The sequence below is a fragment of the Kitasatospora sp. NPDC056531 genome, from assembly GCF_042794375.1.
Taxonomy (GTDB): Bacteria; Actinomycetota; Actinomycetes; order Streptomycetales; family Streptomycetaceae; genus Kitasatospora.
Window position 1 is genome coordinate 95,072 of the sequence record NZ_JBHTTU010000021.1, and the last position, 17,614, is coordinate 112,685.

Annotated in this window: 15 protein-coding genes and 1 pseudogene; 14 read left to right on the forward strand and 2 right to left on the reverse strand. The window is 71.3% G+C overall.

Features of this window, described 5'->3' with window-relative positions:
• The first annotated feature begins 21 nt into the window (after positions 1 to 21).
• The 10 genes from pdxT to ACFQ87_RS20000 all read left to right on the forward strand — a co-directional run bounded on the left by pdxT (position 22) and on the right by ACFQ87_RS20000 (position 10,954).
• Positions 22 to 639, forward strand: coding sequence for a pyridoxal 5'-phosphate synthase glutaminase subunit PdxT (pdxT, locus tag ACFQ87_RS19955; RefSeq protein ID WP_380612088.1), 618 nt, complete (start codon positions 22 to 24; stop codon positions 637 to 639).
• A gap of 90 nt (positions 640 to 729) precedes the next feature.
• Positions 730 to 1,488: a YebC/PmpR family DNA-binding transcriptional regulator gene (locus tag ACFQ87_RS19960; protein WP_380612089.1), complete on the forward strand. Its 759-nt coding sequence runs from the start codon at positions 730 to 732 to the stop codon at positions 1,486 to 1,488.
• 162 nt (positions 1,489 to 1,650) lie between these two features.
• Positions 1,651 to 2,223 carry a crossover junction endodeoxyribonuclease RuvC gene (gene ruvC, locus ACFQ87_RS19965; protein WP_380612111.1) on the forward strand — a complete coding sequence of 191 codons (573 nt, stop codon included), beginning with the start codon at positions 1,651 to 1,653 and terminating at the stop codon, positions 2,221 to 2,223.
• Complete coding sequence (gene ruvA / locus ACFQ87_RS19970) at positions 2,220 to 2,831, forward strand: Holliday junction branch migration protein RuvA (RefSeq protein WP_380612090.1); 612 nt, start codon at positions 2,220 to 2,222, stop codon at positions 2,829 to 2,831. Before ruvC ends, ruvA begins: the two co-directional genes overlap by 4 nt.
• 55 nt (positions 2,832 to 2,886) lie before the next feature.
• Positions 2,887 to 3,972: a Holliday junction branch migration DNA helicase RuvB gene (gene ruvB / locus ACFQ87_RS19975; RefSeq protein WP_380612091.1), complete on the forward strand. Its 1,086-nt coding sequence runs from the start codon at positions 2,887 to 2,889 to the stop codon at positions 3,970 to 3,972.
• Between the two features lie 262 nt (positions 3,973 to 4,234).
• Complete coding sequence (yajC, locus tag ACFQ87_RS19980; RefSeq protein WP_380612092.1) at positions 4,235 to 4,642, forward strand: preprotein translocase subunit YajC; 408 nt, start codon at positions 4,235 to 4,237, stop codon at positions 4,640 to 4,642.
• A 147-nt stretch (positions 4,643 to 4,789) separates the two neighbouring features.
• A complete protein-coding gene (gene secD, locus ACFQ87_RS19985) occupies positions 4,790 to 6,649 on the forward strand; it encodes a protein translocase subunit SecD (protein WP_380612093.1) in 1,860 nt (619 codons plus the stop codon).
• Positions 6,650 to 6,653: 4 nt separating this feature from the next.
• Positions 6,654 to 7,751, forward strand: a complete 1,098-nt coding sequence (secF, locus tag ACFQ87_RS19990; protein ID WP_380612094.1) for a protein translocase subunit SecF — start codon at positions 6,654 to 6,656, stop codon at positions 7,749 to 7,751.
• A gap of 25 nt (positions 7,752 to 7,776) precedes the next feature.
• A complete protein-coding gene (locus ACFQ87_RS19995; protein ID WP_380612095.1) occupies positions 7,777 to 8,328 on the forward strand; it encodes an adenine phosphoribosyltransferase in 552 nt (183 codons plus the stop codon).
• Between the two features lie 172 nt (positions 8,329 to 8,500).
• Positions 8,501 to 10,954, forward strand: a complete 2,454-nt coding sequence (locus ACFQ87_RS20000; RefSeq protein ID WP_380612096.1) for a RelA/SpoT family protein — start codon at positions 8,501 to 8,503, stop codon at positions 10,952 to 10,954.
• A gap of 63 nt (positions 10,955 to 11,017) precedes the next feature.
• Here ACFQ87_RS20000 and ACFQ87_RS20005 read toward each other — a convergent pair whose 3' ends face one another.
• Both ACFQ87_RS20005 and ACFQ87_RS20010 read right to left on the reverse strand, forming a co-directional pair.
• On the reverse strand, positions 11,018 to 12,247 hold the full coding sequence (locus ACFQ87_RS20005; RefSeq protein WP_380612097.1) for a DUF349 domain-containing protein: 1,230 nt from the start codon (positions 12,245 to 12,247) through the stop codon (positions 11,018 to 11,020).
• Between the two features lie 264 nt (positions 12,248 to 12,511).
• On the reverse strand, positions 12,512 to 13,360 hold the full coding sequence (locus ACFQ87_RS20010) for a peptidylprolyl isomerase (protein ID WP_380612098.1): 849 nt from the start codon (positions 13,358 to 13,360) through the stop codon (positions 12,512 to 12,514).
• Between the two features lie 235 nt (positions 13,361 to 13,595).
• On the opposite strand from ACFQ87_RS20010, the gene ACFQ87_RS20015 reads away from it, so the two are divergent.
• The 4 genes and pseudogenes from ACFQ87_RS20015 to ACFQ87_RS20030 form a co-directional block, all read left to right on the forward strand.
• Entirely contained in the window at positions 13,596 to 14,303 is a 708-nt protein-coding gene (locus tag ACFQ87_RS20015; RefSeq protein ID WP_380612099.1) for an MBL fold metallo-hydrolase, read from the forward strand.
• Between the two features lie 11 nt (positions 14,304 to 14,314).
• Positions 14,315 to 15,577, forward strand: coding sequence for a histidine--tRNA ligase (gene hisS / locus ACFQ87_RS20020; RefSeq protein WP_380612100.1), 1,263 nt, complete (start codon positions 14,315 to 14,317; stop codon positions 15,575 to 15,577).
• The gene (aspS, locus tag ACFQ87_RS20025) at positions 15,574 to 17,364 is read left to right on the forward strand and encodes an aspartate--tRNA ligase (protein WP_380612101.1); all 1,791 of its coding nucleotides are present in this window, start codon (positions 15,574 to 15,576) and stop codon (positions 17,362 to 17,364) included. The genes hisS and aspS overlap by 4 nt, the downstream gene beginning before the upstream one ends.
• Before the next feature lie 95 nt (positions 17,365 to 17,459).
• Positions 17,460 to 17,614 (forward strand): annotated as a pseudogene (locus ACFQ87_RS20030) (GNAT family N-acetyltransferase); the annotation flags it as partial.

A 17,614-nucleotide genomic window follows, 5' to 3' on the forward strand; every position in this document is an offset into this window, starting at 1 on the left:
GATCGATTGAGGTTGAAGACCGTGAGCACTCCAGTCATCGGCGTCCTCGCCCTGCAGGGCGACGTCCGCGAGCACCTGGTGGCGCTGGCCGAGGCCGACGCGCTCGCCCGTCCGGTGCGCCGTGCCGAGGAGCTGGCCGAGGTCGACGCGCTGGTGATCCCCGGCGGGGAGTCCACCACCATGTCCAAGCTGGCGCTGCTGTTCGGCGTGATGGACCCGGTGCGTGAGCGGGTCGCCGCAGGGATGCCGGTGTACGGCACCTGCGCGGGCATGATCATGCTGGCCGACAAGATCCTCGACGGTCGGGAGGACCAGGAGGCCGTCGGCGGCATCGACATGACGGTGCGCCGCAACGCCTTCGGCCGCCAGAACGAGTCCTTCGAGTCCGGGATCGCCTTCAAGGGCCTGGACGACGCGCCGGTGCACGGCGTCTTCATCCGCGCCCCCTGGGTCGAGGCGGTCGGCGCGGGTGTCGAGGTGCTGGCCGAGCTGCCCGCCGCGGACGGTCCGGAGGCCCGGATCGTGGCGGTGCGCCAGGGCAACCTGCTGGCCACCTCCTTCCACCCGGAGCTCACCGGCGACCACCGCGTGCACGCCTACTTCGTGCGGATGGTCGAGGAGCACCTCGCCGCCCGGTAGGGCATCCGTAGCCGTGTGCGCCTTACCGGTGACGACACCGGTAAGATCTCATCTGTTTCATTTCCATTTGGCGACGTAAAGGAGCTGGCGATGTCCGGCCACTCTAAGTGGGCTACCACCAAGCACAAGAAGGCCGTGATCGACGCCAAGCGCGGCAAGCTCTTCGCCAAGATGATCAAGAACATCGAGGTGGCGGCGCGCACCGGCGGTCCCGACCCGGCGGGCAACCCGACCCTCTACGACGCCATCCAGAAGGCGAAGAAGAGCTCGGTCCCGATCGACAACATCAACCGCGCCGTCAAGCGCGGTGGCGGTCTGGAGGCCGGCGGTGCCGACTACCAGACCATCATGTACGAGGGCTACGGCCCGAACGGTGTCGCCGTCCTGATCGAGTGCCTCACCGACAACCGCAACCGCGCCGCCTCCGACGTGCGCGTGGCGATGACCCGCAACGGCGGCTCGATGGCCGACCCGGGCTCGGTGTCGTACCTGTTCACCCGCAAGGGTGTCGTGATCGTCCCCAAGGCCGACGGCGTGGACGAGGACAAGCTGTTCGAGATCGTCCTCGATCAGGACCCGGAGGAGATCAACGACCTCGGCGACTCCTTCGAGATCGTCTCCGAGGCCTCCAAGATGGTCGACGTGCGCACCGCGCTGGTCGACGCCGGCGTCGACTACGACTCGGCCGAGGCCAACTTCCTCCCGAGCATGCAGGTCGAGCTGGACGTCGACGGCGCCCGCAAGATCCTCAAGCTGATCGACGCGCTCGAGGACAGCGACGACGTGCAGAACGTCTTCGCCAACTTCGACATCTCCGACGAGGTCGGTGCGCAGCTCGACGCCGAGTAACACGGCATCGATCGATCGATCGATGGCGAGTGATCGTTCTCACTGCCCGGCCCGGTGGTCCCAGGACCGCCGGGCCGGTGTCGTCGGCGGGGTTGTCGGACCCGGACGGTAGCCTTCGCAGGTCGTCGGCGAGTGGCGAATCACAGAGAGGCGGGGCGTGAGGTGCGGGTGCTGGGTGTGGACCCAGGGCTGACCAGGTGCGGGGTCGGCGTGGTCGAGGGCGCGCCGGGCCGGCCGCTGCGGATGGTCGGGGTGGGCGTGGTGCGCACGTCCGCCGAGGCCGAGATCGGGCAGCGGCTGCTGCTGGTCGAGGAGGGGATCGAGGGCTGGCTGGACGAGCACCGGCCCGATCTGGTCGCCGTCGAGCGGGTCTTCGCCCAGCACAACGTCCGGACCGTGATGGGGACGGCCCAGGCCAGCGCGGTCGCGATGCTCTGCGCCACCCGGCGCGGCATCCCCGTCACCCTGCACACCCCCAGTGAGGTCAAGGCCGCCGTCACCGGTTCGGGCCGGGCGGACAAGGCGCAGATCACGGCCATGGTGCAGCGGCTGCTGCGGCTGGACGCCCCGCCCAAGCCCGCCGACGCGGCCGACGCGCTGGCGCTGGCCATCTGCCACATCTGGCGCGGCGGGGCGACCAACCGCCTGGAGGCCGCGGTCAAGGCCGCCCGCTCCACATCGCGCCCCATGACTCTGAAAGCCCCCTCTACTTCTGTGAAAGGCAGGCTCCGGTGATCGCCTTCGTGCAGGGCCCTGTGGCGGCCATCTCCTCCGGCGTCGCGGTGGTCGAGGTCGGCGGGGTCGGCATGGCCGTGCAGTGCACCCCGAACACCCTGGCCGGCCTGCGGCTGGGTGAGCCGGCCCGGCTGGCGACCTCGCTGGTGGTCCGGGAGGACTCGCTCACCCTGTTCGGCTTCGCGGACGACGACGAGCGCTCGGTGTTCGAGATCCTGCAGGCCGCGCCGGGCGTCGGCCCCAAGCTGGCGCAGGCGATCCTCGGCGTGCACAGCCCGGACGCGCTGCGCGCCGCGGTCGCGGGCGGGGACGAGAAGGCGCTGGTCGCCGTGCCGGGCATCGGCAAGGCGAAGGCGGCCAAGCTGCTGCTGGAGTACAAGGACAAGCTGGGCGCCCCGCACGGCGCGGTGCCCGCGCAGAAGCCGATCGCCGCCGGCCCGGCGCCGTGGAGCGAGCAGCTGCACTCCGCGCTGACCGGCCTCGGCTACGCCCCGCGTGAGGCGGACGAGGCGGTCGCGGCCGTCACCCCGGAGGCGGAGGCGCAGCAGACGCCGGACGTGGGCGCCCTGCTCCGGCTGGCGCTGCGCGGCCTCAACCGCGCCCGCTGAATCCCCCTGACGATCTGTCTGTTTGTCGACAACGGAGACTTTGGAGCCCGCGAGGATGTACGACTCGGAACCTGCGGACCGGCTGGTCACGGCCGCCGCCGACGGCGAGGACCAGGCGGTGGAGGCGGCGCTGCGCCCCAAGCTGCTGGACGAGTTCATCGGCCAGGAGCGGGTGCGCGAGCAGCTGTCCCTGGTGCTCCAGGCCGCCCGCAAGCGCGGCAGCGCGCCCGACCACGTGCTGCTGAGCGGCCCTCCGGGGCTCGGCAAGACCACCCTGTCCATGATCATCGCCGCCGAGCTGGGCGCCCCGATCCGGATCACCTCCGGCCCGGCCATCCAGCACGCGGGCGACCTCGCGGCGATCCTCTCCTCGCTCACCGAGGGCGAGGTGCTCTTCCTCGACGAGATCCACCGGATGTCCCGGCCGGCCGAGGAGATGCTCTACATGGCGATGGAGGACTTCCGGGTCGACGTGATCGTCGGCAAGGGCCCGGGTGCCACCGCCATCCCGCTGGAGCTGCCGCCCTTCACCCTGGTCGGCGCCACCACCCGGGCCGGGCTGCTGCCGCCCCCGCTGCGCGACCGCTTCGGCTTCACCGGACACATGGAGTTCTACGCCCCGAACGAGCTGCAGCGGGTGGTGCACCGCTCGGCCGCCCTGCTGGACGTCGAGATAGACCCGGCCGGCGCGGCCGAGATCGCCGGGCGCTCGCGTGGCACCCCGCGCATCGCCAACCGGCTGCTGCGCCGGGTGCGCGACTACGCCCAGGTGCGGCACGACGGCCAGGTCAGCGCCGAGATCGCCGCCCAGGCGTTGGACGTCTACGAGGTGGACGCCCGTGGCCTGGACCGGCTGGACCGCGCGGTGCTGGACGCACTGCTGCGGCTGTTCGGCGGCGGGCCGGTCGGTTTGTCGACACTCGCGGTCGCCGTGGGGGAGGAGGCCGAGACGGTCGAGGAGGTGGCCGAGCCCTTCCTGGTCCGCGAGGGCCTGCTCGCCCGCACCCCGCGCGGGCGGATCGCCACCGCCGCCGCCTGGCAGCACCTCGGCCTGACTCCACCGGTACAGACCCCGCCGGTCCAGACCACCCGCGGCGCGGCGACGGCCCAGCCGGAGCTGTTCCCGGCGGACGGAAGTTGACCGGCATGGGCTGAACGGGTGAGAGGTGTCCACCGGTTCCCGGCGCCCGGCCAGGCGCCGCAGGGCGGGGAGGAGCCAGGGGAGAAGTCCGGGGAAACTGTGCAGGCCGAGGGTCGCCACTTTCGGCGGCAGGATGCGATGCTTGGCGTTGTCCGATCAGTTCGGGGTCGCCTAGACTCCGCCGGACCGCCCCTCTCACCTGACGGGCCGACCCATACCACACAGGCCGCCGGCCGGCGGCCCGTAAAGGACCCTGGCTGCAGTGAACCTCATCATCCTTCTCCTCCCGATCATCGCGATCGTGCTCATGTTCCGGTCGCAGAAGAAGCGCCAGTCGCAGATGCAGCAGATGCAGACCGCGCTGGAGCCCGGGGCGGGGGTGCGCACCATCGGCGGCCTGTATGCCCAGGTGAAGGCGGTCAACGACGAGACCGTCGAGCTGGAGATCGCTCCCGGCGTGGTCACCCACTTCACCAAGAGCGCCATCGCGGCCGTCCTGGACCCCCAGGAGTACGACGCGATCATCAACGGTCGCCCCGGCGATGACGAGCTGCCCGAGACCGAGGCCGAGGACGCGGACGCCGCGCCGGTCGAGGACAAGGCGCTGTCGCTCACCAAGGACAGCGCCGAGAAGGGCGATGCCGAGGGCGGGGCTCCCGCGAGCAAGTAGTACGGCCGGGCAACCCGCCCGGCCGCGCGGCGCAGTGCCGCGAGCCCACAGGACCTCAGGGCCGCAGAACCGCCATGCCCCCGTCCCGCCACGAGCCGGACGGGGGTCCGGTCGGGGAGGTGGCATGGACAGGGAGAAACGAGCAAGGTGGCAACACCCAAGTCGCGCCCGCGCGACGGCTACCCAGGACGGGCGCTGGCCCTCATCCTGGTCGTCACCGTCGGACTGGTCGCCCTCATGTTCGGGACGGGCAACACCAAGCCCCGGCTCGGAATCGACCTCGCCGGTGGTACCAGCATCACGCTGACCGCGAAGTCGACCGACCCCAAGGCGGTCAACAAGTCCAACATGGACATCGCCGTCGGGATCATCGAGCGCCGGGTCAACGGAATGGGTGTCTCCGAGGCGGAGGTCCAGACCCAGGGCTCGGACACGATCATCGTGAACATCCCCAAGGGCGGCGACAAGCAGAACGCGGCGGACCAGGTCGGTACCACCGCGAAGCTGTTCTTCCGTCCGGTCCTGGCCGTGGCGCCCAGCGGCGTCACCCCGCCCGCGCCCACCGGCACCCCGTCCGCCGGCGCCACCGGTACCCCGAGCGCCGCCCCCTCGGGCAGCGCCACCCCGTCGGCCACCGCCTCGGCCTCGGCGGGCGCGAGCTCCTCCGCCAGCCACGCGCCGACCGCCTCGGCGAGCGCCACCAAGCAGGGCCGCGCCGTCGGTGAGGCCCTGGCCGCCGAGGGCGCCAGCCCGTCGGCCGCCGCCACCGGCGCGAGCACCGCCCCGTCCGCCGCCGCCACCGGCTCCGCGGCTCCGGCCGCCAGCGGCGCCCCGAGCGCCCAGGCCACCCAGCCGAGCGCCGCCGACCTGAGCGCCGCGATGACCCAGGGCACCGTCCCGCCGGAGCTCCAGACCGCCTTCGCCAACCTCGACTGCTCCAAGCCCGAGGTCCGCGCCGCCCAGACCGGTGCCGAGGACAAGGCCATGGTGGCCTGCTCCCAGAAGGCCGAGCACGGCTACTACGAGAAGCTGGCCCTCGGCCCCGCGGCCGTGAAGGGCGCGGACATCTCCAAGGCCCAGGCGGGCCTCGACACCCAGACCGGCGGCGGCTGGCAGGTCCAGCTGCAGTTCAACGGCGCCGGCACCGACGCCTTCTCCAAGGTCACCGGCCAGCTGGCCACCCAGACCCCGCCGGCCAACCAGTTCGCCATCGTGCTGGACAACCAGGTGGTCTCGCACCCGCAGGTCAACGGCCCGATCCCGGGCGGTAGCGCGGTCATCACCGGACAGTTCTCCCAGGCCGAGGCGCAGGACCTCTCCAACGTGCTGAGCTACGGCGCCCTGCCGCTGGAGTTCACCAAGAGCGACATCACCACCGTCTCCCCGGCGCTGGGCAGTGACCAGCTCAAGGCCGGTCTGGTCGCCGGTGCGATCGGCATGCTGCTGGTCGTCGCGTACTCGCTGATCTACTACCGCGGCCTGGGCCTGGTCTCGATCGCCGGTCTGCTCGTCTCGGCGGCCCTGACCTACTCGATCATGAGCCTGCTCGGCGGTGGGATCGGCTTCGCGCTGAACCTGCCGGCGGTCTGCGGTGCGATCGTCGCGATCGGCATCACCGCCGACTCCTTCATCGTGTACTTCGAGCGCATCCGCGACGAGGTCCGCGAGGGCGCCCCGCTGCGCCCGGCGGTCCAGCGGGCCTGGCCGCGCGCCCGGCGCACCATCCTGGTCTCGGACTTCGTGTCCTTCCTCTGTGCCGCCGTGCTCTACGTGGTCTCGGTCGGCAAGGTCCAGGGCTTCGCCTTCACCCTGGGTCTGACCACCGCGCTCGACGTCGTGGTGATCTTCCTCTTCACCAAGCCGCTGATCACGCTGCTGGCCCGGCGCAAGTTCTTCGCCGAGGGTCACCCGTGGTCCGGCCTGGACCCGAAGCGGCTGGGCGCCCGCCCGCCGCTGCGCAGCAGCCGTCGCCGTAGCTCCTCCTCTGCCGCCGTGAAGGAGGCCTGACACCGTGTCACGCTTCTCCAATCTGGGCCACCGGCTCTACCAGGGCGAGGTCAGCTTCGACTTCGTCGGGCGCCGTAAGCTCTGGTACTCGATCTCCGGTGTGATCGTGCTGGTCGCGGCGATCGGCCTGGCCATGGGCCTGCACCTGGGCATCGAGTTCAAGGGCGGCTCGGTCTACACCGTGACCAAGCCGGGTCTGACCGTCTCGCAGGCGCAGGACAAGGCCGACCAGGTCGTCTCCTCGCACCCGCTGGTGCAGTCGACCGACGGCAACAAGATCCGCATCCAGGTCAGCACCGACGAGTCGAAGAGCTCCGACGAGGTCCGCTCGCAGCTCGCCGAGAAGATCGGCGTGCCGCTGGACACCGTCGAGGCCCAGGTCATCGGCCCCAGCTGGGGCAAGCAGATCTCCAACAAGGCGCTCACCGGTCTGATCATCTTCATGGTTTTGGTGACGCTCTACCTGGCGATCGCCTTCGAGTGGCGGATGGCGGTGGCCGCCCTGGTCGCCCTGATCCACGACTTGCTGATCACCATCGGTGTGTACGCCCTAGTGGGCTTCGAGGTCACCCCCGGTACGGTGATCGGGTTCCTGACGATCCTCGGTTACTCGCTCTACGACACGGTCGTCGTCTTCGACACCGTGAAGGAGAACACCAAGGACCTCACCAAGCAGAACAAGCGCACCTACAGCGAGGCGGCCAACGCCGGCCTCAACCAGACCCTGGTGCGTTCGCTCAACACCACCGTGGTGGCGCTCCTGCCGGTCGCCGCGCTGCTGTTCATCGGCGGCGGCCTGCTGGGCGCCGGCACCCTGAACGACATCTCGCTCGCGCTGTTCATCGGCCTCGCGGCCGGTGCCTACTCCTCGATCTGCGTCGCCACCCCGCTGCTGGCGCAGCTCAAGGAGGAGCAGCCGGAGATGAAGGCCCTGCGCAAGCGGGTCCTGCAGCACCGGGCCGCGGCCGTCAAGGCCGAGGCCTCGGACGCGGCGCCGACGGACGAGGGTGCGGACGGGGACCAGCCCGCGGGTATGGTCGGTCAGCGCGGTCGGGCGGCCGGTGCCGCGCGGCCCAAGGGCCGTCCGTCCACCAAGCGCTGATTTCCCAAACCCTAAGGACACCACCGTGACCACCGCCGACATCACTCTGGCCGATCTGCTGAACAGCCGGATCCGGGACGTCCCGGACTACCCGAAGCCGGGTGTGCTGTTCAAGGACATCGCGCCGCTGCTCGCCGACGCCGAGGCCTTCGGCGCCCTGACCCGGGCGCTGGCCGACCGGGCCAAGGAGCTCGGGGCGACCAAGGTGGTGGGCCTGGAGGCGCGTGGCTTCGTGCTGGCGGCCCCGGCGGCCTTCGCGGCCGGGCTGGGCTTCGTACCGATCCGCAAGCAGGGCAAGCTGCCCGGCGAGGTGTTCCGGCGCTCGTACGAGCTGGAGTACGGCTCGGCGACGCTGGAGGTGCAGTGCGACGCCTTCGAGCCCGGTGAGAAGGTGCTGGTGGTGGACGACGTGCTGGCCACCGGCGGCACCATAGGCGCCTCGCTGGACCTGGTGAAGGAGGCCGGCGCCGAGCTGGTGGGCGTCGTGGTGCTGATGGAGCTGGGCTTCCTGGACGGCCGCGAGCGGCTGGCCGGGCACCTGAACGGCGCCCCGCTGGAGACGCTGGTCACGGTCTGAGGGACGGGCTCGGCGACGGGCTGAAGGGACGGCGGTCGGATCATCCGACCGCCGTCCTTGCGTTGACGGGCCCGGCCGGATGAACACCGGGCCGCCGGGCTCGGTACCATGAAGATTCATCCCCTCCCGGTTGTGCCCGGACCGCACGGGCCTCGGCGGGGGGTCGGCCCCGGTGCCCCGAGGAGTGTCCTTGCCCGACGAGGTTGTGCCCACGGCCGCAGCGGCCGCCCCCGAAGACCGTCCCACGCCCTCGGGGGCCACCCCGGCACGCCCGGCGCCCACCTCCTCGCGCCAGCTCGCCCCGCTCGGCCGCGGCTCCGGTACCGGCGGCGGCATGCGCGCCCGCCTGGCCCGCCTCGGCGGCCAGCGCTCCAGCGTGCTCAACCCCGTGCTGGAACCGCTGTTCCGCTCGATCCGGGCGAACGACCCCAAGGCCGACCCGGCGCTGCTGCGCGACATCGAACGCGCCTACGCCGTGGCCGAGAAGTGGCACCGCGGGCAGAAGCGCAAGAGCGGCGACCCGTACATCACCCACCCGCTGGCCGTCGCGACCATCCTCGCCGAGCTCGGCATGGACGCCCCGACGCTGATGGCCGGGCTGCTGCACGACACCGTCGAGGACACCGACTACGGCCTGGAGACCCTGCGCAAGGACTTCGGCGACTCGGTGGCCCTGCTGGTCGACGGCGTCACCAAGCTCGACCGGGTCAAGTTCGGCGAGGCCGCCCAGGCCGAGACCGTCCGCAAGATGGTCGTGGCGATGGCCAAGGACCCGCGGGTCCTGGTGATCAAGCTGGCCGACCGCCTGCACAACATGCGCACGATGCGCTACCTCAAGCGGGAGAAGCAGGAGAAGAAGGCCCGCGAGACGCTGGAGATCTACGCCCCGCTGGCGCACCGGCTGGGCATGAACACCATCAAGTGGGAGCTGGAGGACCTCGCCTTCGCGATCCTCTACCCCAAGATGTACGACGAGATCGTCCGGCTGGTCGCCGAGCGCGCCCCCAAGCGGGACGAGTACCTGGCGACCGTCATCGACCAGGTCCAGGCGGACCTGCGCGGCGCCCGGATCACCGCCTCCGTCACCGGCCGGCCGAAGCACTACTACTCGGTCTACCAGAAGATGATCGTCCGCGGCCGGGACTTCGCCGAGATCTACGACCTGGTGGGCATCCGGGTCCTGGTCGACACCGTCCGCGACTGCTACGCGGCGCTGGGCACCATCCACGCGCGGTGGAACCCGGTGCCGGGGCGGTTCAAGGACTACATCGCGATGCCCAAGTTCAACATGTACCAGTCGCTGCACACCACGGTGATCGGTCCCGGCGGCAAGCCCGTCGAACTCCAGATCCGCACCTTCGACATGCACCGGCGGGCCGAGTACGGCATCGCCGCCCACTGGAAGTACAAGCAGCGCGCGGTCGCCGGGGCGTCCAAGGTCCGCACCGACACCCCGACCCAGGTCCGCAAGGACGACAAGGCCGGCGCCGTCAACGAGATGGCCTGGCTGCGGCAGCTGCTGGACTGGCAGAAGGAGACCGCCGACCCGGGCGAGTTCCTGGAGTCGCTCCGCTTCGACCTGGCCAGCAACGAGGTCTTCGTCTTCACCCCCAAGGGTGACGTGATAGCCCTGCCCGCCGGGGCGACCCCGGTCGACTTCGCCTTCGCGGTGCACACCGAGGTCGGCTACCGGACCATAGGGGCCCGGGTCAACGGACGGCTGGTGCCGCTGGAGTCGACGCTGGAGAACGGCGACACCGTCGAGGTGTTCACCTCCAAGGCGGAGAACGCCGGCCCGTCCCGGGACTGGCTGGGCTTCGTCAAGTCGCCGCGCGCCCGCAACAAGATCCGCGCCTGGTTCTCCAAGGAGCGCCGCGAGGAGGCGATCGAGCACGGCAAGGAGGCGATCGTCCGGGCGATGCGCAAGCAGGGCCTGCCGATCCAGCGGATCCTGACCGGCGACTCGCTGGTCACCCTGGCCCACGAGATGCGCTACCCCGACATCTCCTCGCTCTACGCCGCCATCGGCGAGGGGCACGTCGCCGCGCAGAACATCGTCCAGAAGCTGGTCCAGGCGCTCGGCGGCGAGGAGGGCGCGACCGAGGACCTGGCCGAGACCGCGACCCCGACGCACGACAACCGCCGGGCCGTCCGCCGCCGGGCCAAGGGCGACCCGGGCGTGATCGTCAAGGGCGTCGAGGACGTCTGGGTCAAGCTCTCCCGCTGCTGCACCCCGGTGCCGGGCGACCCGATCGTCGGCTTCGTCACCCGCGGTAACGGCGTCTCGGTGCACCGCGCCGACTGCGTCAACGTCGAGTCGCTGAGCCAGCAGCCCGAGCGGATGATCGACGTCGAGTGGGCGGCCACTCAGTCCTCGGTCTTCCTGGTGGCCATCCAGGTCGAGGCGCTGGACCGCTCCCGGCTGCTCTCGGACGTCACCCGGGTGCTCTCCGACCAGCACGTCAACATCCTGTCGGCGGCGGTCCAGACCTCCCGGGACCGGGTGGCGATGAGCCGCTTCACCTTCGAGATGGGCGACCCGAAGCACCTGGGCCACGTGCTCAAGGCGGTGCGCGGCGTCGAGGGCGTGTACGACGTCTACCGCGTCACCTCCGCCCGCAAGTGACCACGGCATGAGGAAGGCCCCCGGGGAGCTCCCCGGGGGCCTTCGCCGTTCAGTCGGCTGGGATCAGCCGCTGAACTCGTCCTGGCTCTTGTGCGCCTGCTCCAGCAGCGTCTGCACGCCCGCCAGCTCGGACTCCAGCTTGGCGGCCTTGGAGGCGTTGCCGGCCGCGCGGGCCTTGTCCAGGTCGGCCTGCAGCTTGTCGGCCTTCGCCTGGAACAGGCCCACCATGCCGGCCGCGCGGGCCTTGGCCTCCGGGTTGGAGCGCTTCCACTCGGCGTCCTCGGCCTCGCGGATCGCCCGCTCGACCGCGTTCAGCCGGCCGTCCAGCTTCGGACGGACGTCGCGTGGCACGTGCCCGATCGCCTCCCAGCGCTCGTTGACGTCGCGCAGCGCGGCCTTGGCGGCCTTCAGGTCGGCGATCGGCAGGATCGCCTCGGCCTCGGCCGCCAGCGCCTCCTTGAGCTTCTGGTTGCCCACCTGCTCGGCGTCCCGCTCGCTGAACACTGCGGAACGGGCCTGGAAGAAGACGTCCTGCGCGCCGCGGAACCGCGCCCACAGCTCGTCCTCGACGTCCCGCTGCGCCCGGCCGGCGGCCTTCCAGCGCGCCATCAGGTCGCGGTACGCGGCCGCGGTGCTGCCCCAGTCGGTGGACGAGGACAGCGCCTCGGCCTCGGTGACCAGCGCCTCCTTGGTCTCCCGGGCGTGGTCGCGCTCGGCGTCCAGGGTGGCGAAGTGCGCCTTGCGGTGCTTGGAGAAGACCGAGCGGGCGTGCGAGAACCGGTGCCACAGCTCGTCGTCGCTCTTGCGGTCCAGCCGCGGCAGGCCCTTCCAGGTCTCCACCAGGGCGCGCAGCCGGTCCCCGGCCTCCCGCCACTGGGTGGACTCGGCGAGCTGCTCGGCCTCGGCGACCAGGGCCTCCTTGGCGGAGCGGGTCTCGTCCTGGGCCTTGGCGCGGGCGGCCTTGCGCTCCTCCCGCCGGCTCTCGATCTCACCGGCGAGCGTGTCCAGCCGCTTGGCCAGCGCGTCCAGGTCACCCACCGCGTGCCCCTCGGTCACCTGCGCGCGGAGGTGCTCCAGCGCGGTCTGGGCGTCCTTGGCGGCCAGGTCGGTGGTGCGCACCCGCTTCTCCAGCAGGCCGATCTCCACCTCGATGCCCTGGTACTTGCGCTCGAAGTAGGCGAGGGCCTCCTCGGGCGAGCCGGCCTGCCAGGAACCCACGACGCGTTCGCCGTCGGCCGTCCTGACGTACACCGTGCCCTGCTCGTCCACACGGCCCCACGGGTCGCTGCTCATAGCGCGTCCTCCACATGACGTCGCGCCCGCGCCGGGGCGGCGCGCGTCCGTCGTCCACAGTTGATGTGCGGCGGACCGATGAGTCCGCCGTCCCCGTCCGCCGTGCCTTGCTGCCGCGGGTGACGGCTAGGCGGGTCCGGGCACCCTATACAACGCCAACATAGGCGACCAGGCCCGGTGCTGTCCGCATCCGGGCCGGGCGATTTCGCCCCGGGGCCCGGCGGGGGCGCCCCGGGCGCCCGCCGCCGACGGCCTCGGGGTTGGTCAACCCTTCGACACGGTAACCGAGTTGAAGGTGACGTCGGCCATCGGGTGGCCGTCCGAGGCGCCCTCAAGGGTGCCCGCGGCGGCGATCTTCTGGACCACGTCCAGGCCGCCGGTGATCTTGCCGAAGGGGATGTAATTCGGGGGCAGCTGGGTGTCCTTGTAGACCAGGAAGAACTGGCTGCCGTTGGTGTCCGGGCCGGAGTTGGCCATCGCCACGGTGCCCGCCGGGTAGGCGGCGCCGGTCAGGTTCTCGTCCTTGAACTTGTAGCCGGGGCCGCCCATGCCGCCCGGGACGGTCGCGCTGGCGGTCGGGTCTCCGCACTGGAGCACGAAGATGCCGTCGGTGGTGAGGCGGTGGCACTTGGTGTGGTCGAAGAACTGCTCACCGGCCAGGAAGGCGAAGGAGTTCACGGTGTGCGGGGCCTTGGCCGCGTCCAGCGCGACCGTCACCTTGCCGCAGTTGGTGTCCAGCGCCATGGTGTACGAGCCGCTCGGGTCGATCGTCATGGCCGGCTCGGTCTTGAACTGCTTGCCGTTCGGCGCGCCGGGCGCCGGGGCGGCGCAGCCCTCGACCGGCTTGCGGGTCGGGGCGGCCGCAGTGGTGGGCGCGGCCTGGGTCGGCGCGGCCTGGGGGGAGGAGGCGGCCGAAGCCTTCGTGTCCTTGTCCGAGTCGAACGCGCCGGTGGCGAACAGCGTGCCGCCGCCGGCCAGCACCACGACGGCGAGCGAGGTGCCCATGATCGTGTTGCGGCGCTTGCGGGCGGCCGCCGCCTCGGCGCGGCGCTTCTCCTGGCGCTCGAATTTCTCGCGGGCGAGCTGCCGCCGCCGCTGTTCGCTGCTGACCACCGGCCGTGTCTCCTGAGGATGTGCGGAAAGAGTGGATGGATTCCGAAGCGGATCATCGCATCCATCGGCGGCCAAGTGTAGGGACCGGGCCCGTAAGAACGCGGTGAACCGCCCCGACGGCCCGGCCCGCCACCGTCATCTGGTTCGCAACCGGACCCGGCCCGCCGGTAGGCTGCCCTTACACATCACTACTGGTAGCCATCGCAGCTGGTCGCCGCAGACCCGAAGGACGCGCGTGTTCATCGCCGGATTCCCCGCTGGAGCCTGGGGCACCAACTGCTACCTGGTCGCGCCGGCGGCGGGCGAGGAGTGCGTCATCGTCGACCCCGGCCACCAGGCCGCCCGCGGCGTCGAGGAGCTCGTCCGCGAGCACCGGCTGAAGCCCGTCGCCGTGCTGCTCACCCACGGCCACATCGACCACGTCGCCTCGGTGGTCCCGGTCTGCGGCGCCCGCGGCGTCCCGGCCTGGATCCACCCCGAGGACCGGTACATGATGTCCGACCCGGAGAAGGCGCTCGGTCGCTCCCTGGGCACCCAGCTGATGGGTGAGCTCACCGTCGGCGAGCCCGACGACGTGCGCGAGCTGACCGACGGCAGCGTGCTGGAGCTGGCCGGCCTGAAGCTCACCGTGGACCACGCCCCGGGCCATACCGGGGGGTCGGTGACCTTCCGGACGCCCGGTGCCGAGGACCTCCCCCCGGTGCTGTTCTCGGGCGACCTGCTGTTCGCCGGCTCCATCGGGCGTACCGACCTCCCGGGCGGGGACAGCGAGGCGATCATGAGCTCGCTGGCCCGGGTGTGCCTGCCCCTCGACGATTCCACCGTGGTCCTCTCCGGCCACGGCGGTCAGACCACCATCGGCCGCGAGCGCGCCACCAACCCCTACCTCCGACAGGCAGCGGGGGCGGCCGGCGCCCCGGCTTTCCCGCGACGAGGAATGTGACGGAAGAGAAGTTGAGCACCTTCACCGCCCCCAAGGGCACCTACGACCTGCTGCCCCCCAGCTCCGCGACCTTCCTGGCGATCCGCGAGCGCATCGCCGCGCCCGCCCGCCGGGCCGGTTACGGCTACATCGAGACCCCGGTCTTCGAGGACGTGAAGCTGTTCTCGCGCGGTGTCGGCGAGTCCACCGACATCGTCACCAAGGAGATGTTCTCCCTCACCAAGCGCGGCAAGGAGGACCTCGCGCTGCGCCCCGAGGGCACCGCCTCGGTGCTGCGCGCCGCGCTCCAGGCCAACCTGCACAAGGTGGGCAACCTGCCGGTCAAGCTCTGGTACTCCGGCTCGTACTACCGCTACGAGCGCCCGCAGGCCGGCCGCTACCGCCAGTTCTCCCAGGTCGGCGCCGAGGCGATCGGCGCCGAGGACCCGGCGCTGGACGCCGAGCTGATCATCCTCGCCGACGACGCCTTCCGCTCGCTGGGCCTGAGCAACTACTCGCTGCTGCTCAACAGCCTCGGCGACAAGCAGTGCCGCCCGGTCTACCGCACCGCCCTGATCGAGTTCCTGTCCGGCCTGGACCTCGACGAGGAGACCCGCCGCCGCGCCGAGATCAACCCGCTGCGCGTCCTGGACGACAAGCGCGAGTCGGTGCAGGAGCAGCTGGTCGGCGCCCCGATGCTGCGCGACTTCCTGTGCGAGGGCTGCAAGGCGTACGACGAGAAGGTCCGCGAGCTGCTCACCGCCAGCGGCGTGGCCTTCGTCGACGACCCGAAGCTGGTCCGCGGCCTGGACTACTACACCCGCACCACCTTCGAGTTCGTGCACAACGGTCTCGGCGCCCAGTCCGCGATCGGCGGCGGCGGCCGCTACGACGGCCTGTCCGAGATGATCGGCGGCCCGGCGCTGCCGTCGGTCGGCTGGGCCCTCGGCGTGGACCGCACCTACCTGGCGCTGGAGGCCGAGGGCGTCGTCCTCGACCTGCCGGCCGCCACCTCGGTCTACGCCGTCGCGCTCGGCGAGGAAGCCAAGAACGTCCTGTTCGCCAAGGTGGTCGAGCTGCGCCGGGCCGGCGTCGCCACCGACCTCGCCTTCGGCGTCAAGACCATCAAGAACGCCATGAAGTCCGCCGACCGGTCCGGCGCCCGCTTCGCCCTGATCGCCGGTGACCGGGACCTCGCCGAGGGCGTCGTCCAGCTCAAGGACATGAGCACCGGCGAGCAGACCCCCGTCGCCCTCGACGCACTCGTCACCACCCTGAAGGAGAAGCAGCTGTGATCCGCACGCACGACGCGGGCACGCTCCGCCCGGAGCACGCAGGCACCACCGTCACCCTGGCCGGCTGGGTCGCCCGCCGCCGCGACCACGGCGGCGTGGCCTTCATCGACCTGCGCGACGCCTCCGGCACCGTGCAGATCGTGGTCCGCGACCTGGACTCGGTGCACGGCCTTCGCGCCGAGTACTGCGTCAAGGTCGTCGGCGACGTCCGGGTCCGCCCCGAGGGCAACGAGAACCCGGAGATCCCGACCGGCGCCGTCGAGGTCGTCGTCAGCGGGATCGAGGTGCTCTCCGAGGCCGCCCCGCTGCCGTTCCCGGTCGCCGAGTACGAGCCGGGCACGGTCAACGAGGAGGTCCGGCTGCGCTACCGCTACCTGGACCTGCGCCGTGAGGGCCCGGCCAAGGGCCTGCGGCTGCGCTCCAAGGTCAACAACATCATCCGCCGGGTGATGGAGGAGAACGACTTCCTCGACATCGAGACGCCGTACCTCACCCGTTCCACCCCCGAGGGCGCCCGCGACTTCCTCGTCCCGGTCCGCCTGCAGCCCGGCCACTGGTACGCGCTGCCGCAGTCGCCCCAGCTGTTCAAGCAGCTGCTGATGGTGGCCGGCATGGAGCGCTACTACCAGATCGCCCGCTGCTTCCGCGACGAGGACTTCCGCGCCGACCGCCAGCCGGAGTTCACCCAGCTGGACATCGAGGCCTCGTTCGTCGACCAGGAGGACATCCTGGCCCTCGGCGAGAAGATCATCGGCGCCGTCTGGCGCGAGGTGCACGGCTACGAGATCCCCAACCCGCTGCCGCGGATGACCTACGCGGACGCGATGGGCCGCTACGGCTCCGACAAGCCGGACGTCCGCTTCGGCCAGGAACTCACCGACCTCACCGAGTACTTCAAGGGCACCGAGTTCCGCGTCTTCCAGGCCCCGTACGTCGGCGCCGTGGTCATGCCGGGCGGCGCCTCGCAGCCGCGCAAGCAGTTGGACGCCTGGCAGGACTGGGCCAAGGCGCGCGGCGCCAAGGGCCTCGCCTACGTGCTGATCGACGCCGAGACCGGCGAGCTGCGCGGCCCGGTCGCCAAGAACCTCTCCGAGGAGCACCTGGCCGGGCTCGCCGCCGCGGCCGGCGCCAAGAACGGCGACGCGGTCTTCTTCGCCGCCGGCAAGGAGCGCGCCTCGCAGGAGCTGCTGGGCGCCGCCCGTTTGGAGATCGGCCGCCGCTGCGAGCTGATCGACGAGTCCAAGTGGGCCTTCCTCTGGGTCGTCGACTTCCCGATGTTCGAGCCGATCGAGGACGACAAGGGCGAGTTCCAGGGCTGGCACGCGGTGCACCACCCGTTCACCGCCCCGACCGCGGAGTCGCTGGCCACCTTCGACACCGACCCGGGCTCGGCCCTGTCCAACGCCTACGACCTGGTCCTCAACGGCTCGGAGCTGGGCGGCGGTTCGATCCGTATCCACCAGCGCGAGGTCCAGAAGCGGGCGTTCGACGCGATCGGCCTCTCCGAGGAGGAGGCGGCCTCGCAGTTCGGCTTCCTGCTGGACGCCTTCAACTACGGTCCGCCGCCGCACGGTGGTGTCGCCTTCGGCCTCGACCGGATCGTCACCCTGCTGGGCGGGTACGACACCATCCGCGACGTCATCGCCTTCCCGAAGACGTCCACCGGTGGTGACCCGCTGACCGGCGCCCCGACCCCGATCACCCCGGCGCAGCGCCGCGAGGCCGGCGTCGACGCCCAGCCGAAGGTCCGCGAGGACGCCAAGCCGGAGGCGCAGCCCAAGGGCTGACGCCACGTCATCCGCTAACCTTCAACGGCCCCGGACGGTCCACCCACCGTCCGGGGCCGGTCCACAACGACGTGTGACACAGGGAGGGTTGACTCATGCAGGTCACTCAGGTCACTACGAGGGTCGAAAACCCGCAGGACGCCCCGGCGACCAGGCGGGTCCACATGGCCGCGTTCCCCGGCCCGGACGAAGCGGACCTGGTGGACGCGCTGCGCCGCGATCCGGCCTGGCTGCCCGGCCTGTCGGTGGT

Coding starts and splice junctions, on each gene's coding strand:
- ACFQ87_RS20005 (WP_380612097.1), bottom strand. CDS start 12,247: ATGAGCAGCGACCCGTGGGGCCGTGTGGACGAGCAGGGCACGGTGTAC.
- ruvB (WP_380612091.1), top strand. CDS start 2,887: ATGTACGACTCGGAACCTGCGGACCGGCTGGTCACGGCCGCCGCCGAC.
- ACFQ87_RS19960 (WP_380612089.1), top strand. CDS start 730: ATGTCCGGCCACTCTAAGTGGGCTACCACCAAGCACAAGAAGGCCGTG.